Here is a 12003-nt window from a genome sequence, read left to right as displayed (position 1 = left end):
CGCACAGATGAGATAATATAACGTGCACAAACAATTAAGCCGCTCAGTTTGCTGGGCGGCTTTTCTGTTTTATAATGTGCGTTGATGGAAATTGGCTTTTTCTATTTATGGCATTTGTCATTCAGCAGGATTACCCTGTCCTCCATGCATGAGTTCTCAAAGGTGTAGACGGGAAGTCTGCCGCCGAACAGGTCGAAAAGGCAGACGAAGAGGATGTAGGTTTCAGGAAGGTTCCTGTAGATGTTCCCTTTGTCAAGGAAGGATATGTCCTGCAGTCCTTGGTAGTATCTTGTCCTGAGGGGAAGGTCCTTCCTGTCGAGGCACTGCATCTCAAGGCAGAACACCCTAGTGCTGTCCCTGACGTGGACATCGAGACGGATTCCCTTGGAATATGGATCTACACGCAGGTCCTTCTCGCGCTCAAGGTAGACGATCTTCCCGATGCTGATACCCAGCATCCTTTCAAAAAAGGGTTTGCAGAATATACAAGAATTGCCTTGCAATTCTTGAGGCGAAAGTTATGTGGGTTTAGGCTTCTAATAACGCAAACGCTTTCGCCCGCAAACGCTTTCGCCCGCAAACATGAAGTTGTCGGTGATGGTGATCTCTTTTTCCATTTTAGCTCCGGTAAATAAAATCTGGAGAACAAATTCTCCATAATATTAATAACCGGGAAAAAATAAAAATTGACGGTTTTGACAAAAAAACTGACATTCCCATGCCAACCACGGGAATGTCAGTAGAGAGAGAGTAGTATTATCTCATCTGCGCGGTTTCGATGGCATCGGAACTTGAATTGATCTTTATTGCATATCCAAGCACTGCATTTGAAGTACCATTTCCATAAGCATGTCCCCATCTCTGTGCACCATAATCTGATTTACCACCAGATTGATTATTTACATTTGACGTACTAGTAGTGTTTGTAATGTCAGTAGAGTTACAGATAACACCACTCTTCTGGAAAACACCAACATTTATCTTGTTATATTGCGCACTATGCTGACTTATGATACTTGGAGTAGGTACAATTCCACATTCCCACTTCTGAGTAAACATGTCATTCTCTGCTCCAGAATCACCATGATCCGAAGTACTAACCATATAAGCATACTTAGGTCTTACTGCTGTAGTTGCGTAATAGCCAATGTGTGGTATTGCTTTTCCGCTTGCTGATAACTTTGCTACATCAAGTGTAAGGTTAGATCCAATTACACCTTCAGAATCTACCATACAAGAACTGAATTGGCTTGTGGTAGTAACAGCATAAGAAGATGCATATGCATATACAAGATCAAGGTTCATTGGGTCGTATGCAGCAATATGAATTCCTCCAGAAACATCTACCGCAATCTGACAATATTCTCCAGCATTAGCCATTTCGGAAGTCTCTGAGAATACAGCAACAGGTGTAGACCATCCGCCATAATCTGTCGTATTTTTTCTATCCGTTGTCGGTGTTGTATTGTATGAATACCAAAGACATCTTGTTGTTTCATCATACCAAACCATTACAACTTTATCTCCACCTGTTTTTGTAACATCAATAGAAACATAAGATCCAGGGAGACGGGCAGTTCCTGCTTTTGCTACGACCTGAACATTTGCGATATTGTCATAAGTATCCAATCCAGTAAAATTGTTTGAATCTTTGAAATTTCCAAAATCAGTACAGGTACCTGAATTTGTCAACTGACCATACTTAAACCTGATTTCTGCATTCAAATCATCATAATATGCCATGTAGACATTTGTTGTGGCCGTATTGCCTGAGCCTGAAACAACAGATGTTGCAATAGACGGAGATTTAAATCTTTGTTTCTGGAACGTATTGTTTCCATTTGCATCTTTTTGTCCAACCGACTCAAGACGCAACGATGGTTTTGCAGGACGATTTCCATCAATATATTGACGTCCACAGTATTCGCCATACCTGTTTCTATATCCTGTACCCCAGCTACCGGTCATGAACTGGAATTTTGATGCCTCTGTAGCGTTTATATCACCACCGGCACAAACACCGTAAGTATTTCCTTCTGAGTCAATTGCATATCCTGTAGATGTAAAGAAATCGAATCCTCCTAGATAGTAGTCGTATGAAGTATCATTACCACCCATAGAGAAATACAATGGACCATTTACATAGGCAAATGAAATACGACCAGTCTTTGGATTGATTTTCATCTGAGGCTGTTCAAGCTGTCCTGTAATCGGAACCGCTGCACTCGAGTCAAATTCCCATACATCAAATTCCAAATCATCTGTAAGCAAATTATTGTTATATCCATTAGGCTTACGGTTGTAATAATTTGAGTATATCTCCTTATCACCTATGGCTTCTGTGGTCGTACCTGAAAAATATCCATGAGCATCATTATTATTCAGATTGTTGATAGCTGTAATATCTCCAACTTTCAGAGTCCATTTTCCAGAAGTCATAGATCCAATTGAAACTAATGCTCCACTTGCGGACAAAGTAATGGAATTAGGCGTTTCTTTCTCATCCTGAATAGTTGCATTTGTACCAAGATTGAATCCATCAATTTTTATTGATTCTGTAGCAACAGCCGTAGAAGGCATCGATGAAGTCATCTGAGAAGGATTAGCCTGTCTTGTCTGGACATATACAGGATAATGTCCCAATGCGGTTCGATCAAACATTGATTTTTTCGCTTCCTGTCGAGTAAGTCCACTTAAGCTGGTTGTAACCTTGGTTTAAAACATATCACTTTTTTTAGCGGTAGATTCCGCCTTGCCAGATGGTGCCTCTGTTGAATTTGGGTATGTGCAAGCCTGAATAAGTTAGATATCGATAAAGGGTGTTGATATTGATTCCAAGACGTCTTGTAATTTCGCGTTTGCTTACACCTGAATTTAACCAGTCGATTATTTCCTTGTGGTATTTTTTGCATATAGGATTCAACCTGCATCTTTGACCAGGACACCTGCCTAATGTAAATCCCTGGGATTTTTTTCGCATCAAGGCTTCCTTTGTTCTTTGACTTATCAGGTCCCTTTCAATTTCTGCACTCAATCCAAATGCAAATGCCATTACCTTGCTTGTAATGTTGTCTCCAAGTTCATAACCTTCTTTGACGGAATAGACTTTGATTCCGCGGTTCATGCAGTCTTCAAGAATTTTCATTATCATGAATAAGGATCGTCCAAGGCGAGACAATTCACTGCATATCAGGATGTCATTCCTTTGCATTAACTCAAGCTGTTTTCCAAGCATCCTTCGTTTGGGATCAAGTTTTCCGCTTGCGTGATCAAGAATGAATTCATCAATGCTGATATTCTTATTAAAACACCATATTTCAATTCCGTGCCTTTGATTTTGAAGATCCTGATGGTTAGTACTTACTCTTAGATATGCGTATGTCATTTATTTAACTCCAATAAGTGAAATCCATTATTGCAGTAAGTTTGACCGTACGGTTGAAGAGACAACCGTATTCATTCCAGTAAAAATGGGCAATCCGGGCCTGCTGTAGTTAATTATTATTTTCTTTTGTCTTCATTTTAGCAATTAGTTCCGGATGATATTCAAAGTGCATATTATCCCAGATTGCCCAATAGCCGCCCCAGATGAATCCCTCGCTTTCAAAGGCATCTATGATTTCTTTTGGGGGCATCCATCTTCCTTTTATTGAAGTCATCATCCATCTTTCAGGATTTTTGTCCCTTGCCCAGCTCCAGAAAACTTCGCCGCCATGATATGCAACGGGAAGAACATCAACTGCGATTCCAAGGCTGTGGAAGGATTTTCTTTTTGTTCCGTCAATCTGTCGCCAGTTGTAAGCAGCTGCACTTTTAAGTTCCTTGATGAAGGTTTTTACTTCTGGAGATTTCTTTTCTGCTTCGAGGATTTTTGTCTCAACATTTTTCAGCGGCTCAAGAATTCTTTCGTGTACTCTTGTCCCTTTTCCAAGGAATTTAATTGTGATTATGTGGGGTTCGATTTTTGCCCTGCTGTAGCTTGCATATACTGCATCAAAAAAGAACATAGGGGTTCCAGGTGCCTTCTTTCGGTTTTTTACTGTCCCGTATTCTTTGAGTCTTGCAATTTCTTCTTCCGTAAAAGTTTTCGGATCCCTGAGTTCATTGCTGTATTTGTATACTACATGCCAGTAATTTTCTCTATTGATCAATTCTTCTTCTGGCAAAACTGAACCTTCTGCCCAGTAAAAAATCTGCGGGGTTCCATAATTTTCAAAGCTGATTATCCAGTCGTTTTTTTCTTCACTGTATTCAGCCTGAATTTTTATGTCGGAATAAGAGTCCATCAAAATCTGAAGATCTTCGGGAATTGTTCTTTCTGGTTTCGGTACTGGCTTTGGTTCTTCCGATTTTGATTTGTTCTTTTTCCTGAATCCCCAACCATAGGCAGGTAAAAGAAGTGAGGTCTGTAAAAAAATCAAAATCACAATTTTAAGCATATTTCAATTATAATTGTTTTTCCCCTTAAAATCGAGGTTGCAGGGAAAAAGGTCTTTAAATAATTCGTTTTATTTACTATATTAAAAAAGGAAGTGCCCAAACATTTGGTCACCTCCACTGGGTTTTTATCACCTTAAATGGTGACAGCCGCCACAGGGGTGAGACTGGGGCGGCATTTTTTTTATTCTTCCTTATTCTTCTTGAAGTAAGAGAGAGCTGCTATTACAGTACTAATTACCGTTGCAATACAAGTCACAACAAGAATAATCATTTCTGCCATAGCATTACCTCCCGTTTGCTTTATTCGGCATGGTGCCGTTAAAGAGTCCCGAGAGATGGCCGCCTGTTCAGGCACTTCCTGTATATATTATTTTCTTTAAAATATATTTTTTGACTTTATTGCTGGATTTAAGTTAATTATTTTCCACCGTTGAAAAACTCCCATATCTTTTCTATAATATATGCAAAATTTTTCTAGGAAATATTATGGCTATTGAAAAATATGAAGTTGTAATTGGATGTGAAATCCATACTCAGTTGCTTACAAAAACAAAGGCTTTCTGTGCCTGTGAAAACCGTTACGGCGGAATGCCAAATACACGCGTATGTCCTGTATGTCTCGGACTTCCTGGTGCCATGCCACGCATTTCAAAAGGCTATGTTGAACTTGGTGCCGTAGCAGGCCATGCACTCAACTGCAAAATCGCACGCTTTACAAAATTTGACCGCAAGCATTATTTCTATCCTGACCTTGCAAAGGGCTATCAGATCACCCAGTACGATATTCCTCTTTGTACAGACGGATATGTTGACCTTCCAATGATCCACTATCCTGAAGAAGAAAGAGCTGGAGGTGCCAAGTGTCGTCCAACAAATTTCAAGGGAGAACCATGTATCGTAGAAGACGGAAAATACCGCCGTGTCCGCGTTGAACGCATTCACCTTGAGGAAGACGTAGGTAAGTCACTTCACTTGCAGGGTGCACACTCATACATCGACTACAACCGCTGTGGTACACCGCTCATCGAAATCGTTACAAAGCCTGATATGACTTCTGGAGAAGAAGCTGCATTGTTCTTCCAGACGGTTCAGGAAATCCTTCGCTACGTTAAAGTTACAAACGGTAACCTTGAAGAAGGTAACATCCGTTGTCATGCCAACATCAACCTTAACGTTTGGGAAGACGGAAAGGTTTACCACACACCGATTTCAGAAATCAAGAACCTCAACTCATTCCGCACCATCAAGGATGCCTGCGCTTACGAAGCAAAGAGACAGCTTGAAGAATTCATCAACGACCGTCAGGAATTCAATGCCGGATTCAAGGTAACAATGGGTTGGGATGATGATAAAAAGCAGACTGTAGTTCAGCGTACAAAGAACTCTTTCGTAGACTATCGCTTTGTTGTTGAACCAGACATCAAGCCTTTCACAGTAGAAGAAGAACTCATCAAGCGCGCCTTTGACCGCGTAGGTGAACTTCCAGAAGCAAAGAGAACCCGCCTTAAGAAGGAATACGGACTTTCTGACTTTGACGTTCAAACTTTGACAACAAGCCGCGACCTTGCAATGTGGTTTGAAGATGCCGCAAAGAATGCAAAGGATGTTAAGAAGGTTGCTAACTGGATCCTTGCAGAACTTCTTGCTGTCCTCAACGAACAGAAGAAGACAATCGCTGATGTTACAATCACACCTGCACATATTACAGAACTTGTTAACCTTATCGCTGACAAGAAAATTACCGGTGCACAGGGTAAGACTGTATTTGCAAAGATGCTTGAGACAAACAAGATGCCTTCAATAATCGCAAAGGAAGAAGGCATGGAAGTTGTTGCAGACGAAGGTGCCATCGAAGCCATCGTTGATACAGTAATCGCAAACAATCCTAAGGCTGTGGCAGACTACAAGGGCGGAAAGACAAATGTTGTCGGCTGGCTCTGCGGTCAGGTCATGAAGGAATCAAAGGGCAAGGCAAATCCTGCAGTTGCAAGCAAGCTTGTTGCCGCAAAACTTGCAGCTCTTTAATTCACCGCTTGTTTAGAAAAGGTCTCCTGAGTTGGAGGCCTTTTTTATTTTAAAATTGTCAATTTAATTTTCCCGATTTATAATGTTATTGGAATCCGTTTTGCTCATATTTTTTTGAGTGGATTCTTCTATATATCATGGAGGTCACAATGTCTCGTGACGTTAAATCAATAGTTTCAAAAATGACATTGGAAGAAAAAGCTTCCCTTTGTTCTGGTGCAAGTTTCTGGGATACAAAACCTGTAGAACGCGTGGGAATTCCGTCTGTAATGGTATCTGACGGTCCACATGGTCTTCGCAAAATGAACAAGGACGGAACAACTTTGTCCACCGTATGTTTCCCTGCAGCCTGTGCAACAGCTTCAAGTTTTGATGAAAAGCTTCTTGAGGAAGTGGGAGATGCACTTGGTCAGCAGTGCCGTGCAAATGATGTTTCAATTCTTCTTGGACCTGCAATGAACATAAAGCGCAGTCCTCTTTGCGGACGCAACTTTGAATACATTTCAGAAGACCCGTATCTTTCAGGAAAAATTGCCGCCGCACACATTCGCGGTGTTCAGAAATGGAACGTAGGAACTTCAGTAAAGCATTTCGCCTGCAACAACCAGGAATTCTTCCGCATGAGTGTAAGTTCAGAAGTTGATGAGCGTACATTCCGTGAAATCTACTTAAGCGGTTTTGAAATTGCTGTAAAGGAAAGCAAGCCAAAGACAATCATGTGCAGCTACAACCAGATTAACGGCGTATATTCCGCAGAAAATAAAAAACTTCTTACGGACATCCTTCGCGATGAATGGGGCTTTGACGGATATGTAATGACTGACTGGGGTGCGGTTGCTGACCGTGCAAAGGGAATTGCTGCCGGTCTTGATCTTGAAATGCCTGCAAGTGGCGGTGTAAACGATGCAAAAATCGCGGAAGCCGTAAAGGCAGGAACTCTTGATGAAAAGCTTTTGGATAAGGCTGTTGAGAACATGCTGAATGTCCTCTTTGATTATGTAGACAATCCTCACGACGACGCTGTCTTTGACAATGAACGTGATCATAGAAAGGCAGTTCAGGTAGAAAGCGAGTGTGCTGTTCTTCTTGAGAACAACGGAATCCTTCCATTGAAGAAAGACGCAAAGATTCTTTATGTTGGAGAATTTGCAAAGGTTCCAAGGTATCAGGGCGGCGGTTCAAGCCACATCAACAGTTGCAAGGTTACAAGCGCCTTTGAAACTGCAGCTGCAAAGGGTCGCACGGTAGATTATGCAAAGGCCTTCCCTGCCGACAGAGATCTTACCGACGATGCAGAAATCAAGGCCGCTGTTGAAAAAGCAAAGTCCGCTGATGTAGTTGTTGTGTTTGCTGGTCTTCCTGATGTAATCGAATGCGAAGGCTTTGACAGAAAGAACATGGATCTTCCTGCATGCCAGAACAAGCTCATCGAGGAAATCCTCAAGGTAAACAAGAACGTGGTTGTTGTTCTTCACAATGGTGCTCCTGTTGTTCTTCCGTGGAGAAAGGATGTTGGTGCCGTTCTTGAAATGTATCTTGGCGGCCAGGGTGTTGGAGAAGCAACAGACATGCTTTTGTACGGAGAAGCAAATCCTTGCGGTCACCTTGCAGAAACATTCCCGCTCCGTGTTGAAGATACTCCTTGCTACCTTTCTTTTGGCGGTGATGGAATTACAACAAAATATGACGAAGGCATCTATGTAGGTTATCGCTATTACGAAAAGAAGAACATGCCGGTTGCATATGCGTTCGGCCATGGACTTTCATACACGACTTTTGAAATCAGCAACCTGACTATGAGTTCCGCAGAACTTAAGGAAGGCGGAACTGTAACAGCAACGGTCGATGTAAAGAACACTGGAAAAGTTGCCGGCAAGGAAGTTGTTCAGTTCTATGTTGCTGACAAGACAAAAACTTTCGGTCGTCCTGTAAAGGAACTCAAGGGCTTCAAGAAAATTTATCTTGAACCTGGCGAGACAAAAAAAGTTTCAGTTGAACTTGATGCTAGAAGCTTGAGCTACTTTGAAACAAAAATCGATGACTGGTATGCAAAGAGCGGTGAATATGAAATCTGCGTTGGTAATGCCAGCGACAACATTCAGGCTACTGCAAAGCTGAATTATGTTTCAAGCCGTTACCTTCCATTGGAAATCAAGGGAGACACAACATTCAGTGCATTGCTTGATGATCCAAGGACTGCACCTGTCTTCAAGGCATATCTTAAGAAAAATGACAAGGGTAGTGACGACACTGTTATCGGTGACATGGGTGCTGCGGCAAAGGAAATGGCAGACGCAATGTTCCAGGGCTTCCCTCTAAAGTCCCTTTTCAGCTTTGGAATGGGAACAAGGGAAGAAGCCGAAAAACTCATTGCCGACTTAAAGAAAGCTGTGGAATGATTTAAGCTTAATTATGTAGTTTTCTTTTTTTCGCTATTTCGTCCTTGACAAATATTATGGGGGTAAATAAAATATAAGTATGGACTTAAGAACAGTATTAACACCTGACACAGTTGACCTTCACTTGAAGGGAACTACAAAAGAAGAAATCATTGACGAACTCCTTGAAATCCTTGTAAAGGCAGGAAAGGTTACAGATAAAGCATCTGCAAAGGAATGCGTACTTGACCGTGAACGCAAGATGTCGACAGGCATGAAGCATGGAATCGCCATTCCACACGGAAAGACAGATACAGTTTCTGACCTTGTTGCTTGTATTGGAGTTTCTGACAATCCAGTAGACTTTGACAGTCTTGACAGTGAACCATGTCGTATCTTCATTATGACATTGTCTCCTGTAAACAAGACAGGCCCACACCTTCAGTTCCTTGCTGAAGTAAGCCTTCTTTTCAAGTCTGCAGACAAGCGTGCCCAGATCCTCAACACACAGGACAAGGCAGAAGTAATCAAGATCCTTACAGAATAGTTTCTTGACTACAGCGTAGGAAAGCTCCCTCGTTTAACGAAGGGGCTTTTTTATTTTTAAACACTTCAAAAACAAGAATGACTGGCAGATCTGAGCATGAAATGATTGCCATAGGAAATGTGGTGAGACACAGTGATGAATGATAAGGAGGGACCCGCCCTCTCTACCACCTAAAAAAGGGCAGATGTATTGTTTCTCCATAATATGAAAAACATACGGAGTCAGGGTTCAGAAAAACTGCGACTTTGCGACCCATTGAGAATCTGAGGGCTTGTCCCTCAGCCTTATGAGAGGAAAGGGAGCACCCGGAGCAGGGCTTTCTGGTTCCTGACGGGAGTATGTTTTTCAGGATAGGTAAGAAATCTTTATACTTGACATTTTTTCTATTTTTGTCATAATAAATGTAACTTACACTTTTACAATGAGGTTAATATGTCAAAGAAGTATGCATTTTTGTTCCCTGGACAGGGAGCTCAGGCACCTGGTATGGCTAAGGATATTGCAGAGAGTTCTCCTGCAGCAAAAAAAGTGATCGACGACATTTCGGCAATCACTGGTCTTGATATGGCAAAGCTTTTGTGGGAATCAACACCTGAGGACCTTGCAAGAAGCGACAACAGCCAGATTGCAATCACAGCAGCTTCATTGGCAACAATGGCAGCTCTCAAGGAAAAGGGAATCGAACCTTCTTCTGCAATGGGATTCTCTCTCGGTGAATTCCCAGCTCTTTATGCAGCAGGCGTTCTTTCATTCGAAGACGTAATCAAGGTTGTTCGCCAGCGCGGTATCATCATGCAGAAGGTTTGCGAAGAAATCGCAGCAAAGAGCGAAGGTCATGCACCTGGAATGACAGCAGTGCTTGGCCTTTCACAGGATCTGGTAAAGGCTCTCGTAGAACCAATCGAAGATGCATATGCTGCAAACATGAACAGCGACAAGCAGACAGTTGTAAGCGGAACATTCGACGCCCTCGACAAGGTAGAAGCTGCTGCAAAGGATGCCGGTGCACGCCGTGCAGTTCGCCTCAAGGTAGCAGGTCCATTCCACTCACCACTCATGCAGGATGCTGCAGTTGAATTTGAAAAGTTCCTTGCAGATGTTAAGTTCAACGATCCAAAAATCAATCTTTTTTCTAACGTAACAGGCGGAAAGGTTCTTGATGGAGATCAGGCAAAGAAGGCCGCAGTTCTTCACCTTACACACCCAGTTCTCTGGACTGATGAAGAAGCTTGCCTTGCTGGTGTAATCAAGGAAGACGGAATCGAAAACTCTGCAGTTCTTGAAGTAGGTCCTGGAAAGGTACTTTCAGGTCTCTGGAGTCAGACAGAATTCGGAGCCGGAATTGCCGCAACACCAGTAAACACAGCAGAAACAATCAGCAATTTGTAAATCAAAATGCGGAGAGCAGGTTCATGACAAAATGCGACTTGCGACCCAACTTAGGAAGGAGATTTTCTCTCTCCCAAGATTTTGTGAGAAGAACCTTTTAATGGTTGTTCTCTTTAACTATTAAAAATTATAAATACATGCGGAGTCAGGGTTCGAGAAACCTGCGACTTTGCGACCCAATAAAAATCTGAGGGCTCGTCCCTCAGCTTTATTAAGAGGAAAGGGAGCACCTTGAGCAGGGCTTCTCGGTTCCTGACGGGAGCATGTATTTATGGAGGTTTATTTATGCTTAAAGGAAAAAGAGCCCTTATCACCGGTTCTTCACGCGGAATCGGAAAGGCTATTGTAGAAGTTTATCTTAAGAACGGCTGTGAAGTATGGGGACTTTGTTCAAAGCCTTCTGCAAACAAAGACGCTCTTGAATCCCTTGCAAAGGAAAACGGAGTTGCTTTCCATGAAATCTATGCAGATGTTGGAAACGCAGAACAGGTAACAGAAGTCGTAAAGGCTGCCCTTGCAGAAGCAGGTGGATTTGATGTACTCGTAAACAATGCAGGAATCACACGCGACGGTCTTTCATTCAGAATGAAGAAGGAAGACTGGGACGATGTTCTCCGCATCAACCTTACATCAGCATTCCTCATCAGCCAGGTTGTTTCAAACGACATGATCAGAAAGCGCGCAGGTTCAATCATCAACATGTCTTCTATCGTCGGAATCCACGGAAACGGCGGACAGGTTAACTATTCAGCATCAAAGGGTGGTCTCATTGCATACAGCAAGTCTCTCGCTGCAGAAGTTGGTGCTCGCGGAGTTCGCGTAAATGCAATTGCACCTGGATTCATCGAAACAGACATGACAAATGTTCTTAAGGATGAAGTAAAGGCTGCCATGGCAGAAAAGATTCCTCTCAAGAGAGCTGGAAAACCGGAAGACATTGCCAACGCAGCATTGTTCCTTGGAAGTGACCTTTCGACATATATCACAGGTCAGGTTATCGGCGTAGACGGCGGAATGGGAGCTTAAGCACTTAAGCAATTCATAATTATGGATTTAAAAGAAATTTGGCTTCGCCTCGTTTCTTTTTAAGAATGAAGATTACTTTATTTCCTTAAAACGAAATAATGGTATCGACAAATAATATACGACGGAAAAAGTGCGGAATTGAGGTTCGTGACAAAATGCGACTTGTGACCCACGCGGATTCTGAGGGTGAAGCCCTCA

General features: G+C 42.3%; 9 protein-coding genes. 5 read left to right on the top strand and 4 right to left on the bottom strand.

Annotated elements, in window-relative coordinates; translation table 11 throughout:
• Positions 1-101 precede the first annotated feature (101 nt).
• The 4 genes from ACKI39_RS00150 to ACKI39_RS00135 form a co-directional block, all read right to left on the bottom strand.
• Positions 102-458 (bottom strand): hypothetical protein, encoded by a 357-nt coding sequence (locus ACKI39_RS00150; RefSeq protein WP_407396445.1) that lies wholly within the window; start codon positions 456-458, stop codon positions 102-104.
• 298 nt (positions 459-756) lie between these two features.
• Complete coding sequence (locus ACKI39_RS00145) at positions 757-2661, bottom strand: hypothetical protein (RefSeq protein ID WP_407396443.1); 1905 nt, start codon at positions 2659-2661, stop codon at positions 757-759.
• A 73-nt stretch (positions 2662-2734) separates the two neighbouring features.
• Positions 2735-3385, bottom strand: a complete 651-nt coding sequence (locus tag ACKI39_RS00140) for a recombinase family protein (protein WP_407396442.1) — start codon at positions 3383-3385, stop codon at positions 2735-2737.
• Positions 3386-3494: 109 nt separating this feature from the next.
• Positions 3495-4439: a M15 family metallopeptidase gene (locus ACKI39_RS00135; protein ID WP_407396440.1), complete on the bottom strand. Its 945-nt coding sequence runs from the start codon at positions 4437-4439 to the stop codon at positions 3495-3497.
• A 487-nt stretch (positions 4440-4926) separates the two neighbouring features.
• Between ACKI39_RS00135 and gatB the strand changes: the two genes are divergently transcribed.
• The 5 genes from gatB to fabG all read left to right on the top strand — a co-directional run bounded on the left by gatB (position 4927) and on the right by fabG (position 11805).
• Complete coding sequence (gene gatB / locus ACKI39_RS00130) at positions 4927-6465, top strand: Asp-tRNA(Asn)/Glu-tRNA(Gln) amidotransferase subunit GatB (protein ID WP_407396439.1); 1539 nt, start codon at positions 4927-4929, stop codon at positions 6463-6465.
• 149 nt (positions 6466-6614) lie between these two features.
• Complete coding sequence (locus tag ACKI39_RS00125) at positions 6615-8864, top strand: glycoside hydrolase family 3 C-terminal domain-containing protein (RefSeq protein ID WP_407396438.1); 2250 nt, start codon at positions 6615-6617, stop codon at positions 8862-8864.
• 79 nt (positions 8865-8943) lie between these two features.
• Complete coding sequence (locus tag ACKI39_RS00120) at positions 8944-9390, top strand: PTS sugar transporter subunit IIA (protein ID WP_407396437.1); 447 nt, start codon at positions 8944-8946, stop codon at positions 9388-9390.
• Between the two features lie 432 nt (positions 9391-9822).
• Positions 9823-10779, top strand: a complete 957-nt coding sequence (locus tag ACKI39_RS00115) for an ACP S-malonyltransferase (RefSeq protein ID WP_407396436.1) — start codon at positions 9823-9825, stop codon at positions 10777-10779.
• Positions 10780-11064: 285 nt separating this feature from the next.
• A complete protein-coding gene (fabG, locus tag ACKI39_RS00110; RefSeq protein WP_407396435.1) occupies positions 11065-11805 on the top strand; it encodes a 3-oxoacyl-[acyl-carrier-protein] reductase in 741 nt (246 codons plus the stop codon).
• The last annotated feature ends 198 nt before the right edge of the window (positions 11806-12003 follow it).

It is taken from the genome of Treponema sp. (genome assembly GCF_045641405.1).
In the GTDB taxonomy this organism is placed as follows: domain Bacteria; phylum Spirochaetota; class Spirochaetia; order Treponematales; family Treponemataceae; genus Treponema_D.
Note: the sequence above shows the minus strand (reverse complement) of the source record. Positions and strands in the feature narration are given on the sequence as shown.

What these genes read in the sequence shown, in the direction of transcription:
- ACKI39_RS00150 (WP_407396445.1), bottom strand. Translation starts at nt 458, where the DNA reads ATGCTGGGTATCAGCATCGGGAAGATCGTCTACCTTGAGCGCGAGAAG.
- ACKI39_RS00145 (WP_407396443.1), bottom strand. Translation starts at nt 2,661, where the DNA reads ATGTTTGATCGAACCGCATTGGGACATTATCCTGTATATGTCCAGACA.
- ACKI39_RS00140 (WP_407396442.1), bottom strand. Translation starts at nt 3,385, where the DNA reads ATGACATACGCATATCTAAGAGTAAGTACTAACCATCAGGATCTTCAA.
- ACKI39_RS00135 (WP_407396440.1), bottom strand. Translation starts at nt 4,439, where the DNA reads ATGCTTAAAATTGTGATTTTGATTTTTTTACAGACCTCACTTCTTTTA.
- gatB (WP_407396439.1), top strand. Translation starts at nt 4,927, where the DNA reads ATGGCTATTGAAAAATATGAAGTTGTAATTGGATGTGAAATCCATACT.
- ACKI39_RS00125 (WP_407396438.1), top strand. Translation starts at nt 6,615, where the DNA reads ATGTCTCGTGACGTTAAATCAATAGTTTCAAAAATGACATTGGAAGAA.
- ACKI39_RS00120 (WP_407396437.1), top strand. Translation starts at nt 8,944, where the DNA reads ATGGACTTAAGAACAGTATTAACACCTGACACAGTTGACCTTCACTTG.
- ACKI39_RS00115 (WP_407396436.1), top strand. Translation starts at nt 9,823, where the DNA reads ATGTCAAAGAAGTATGCATTTTTGTTCCCTGGACAGGGAGCTCAGGCA.
- fabG (WP_407396435.1), top strand. Translation starts at nt 11,065, where the DNA reads ATGCTTAAAGGAAAAAGAGCCCTTATCACCGGTTCTTCACGCGGAATC.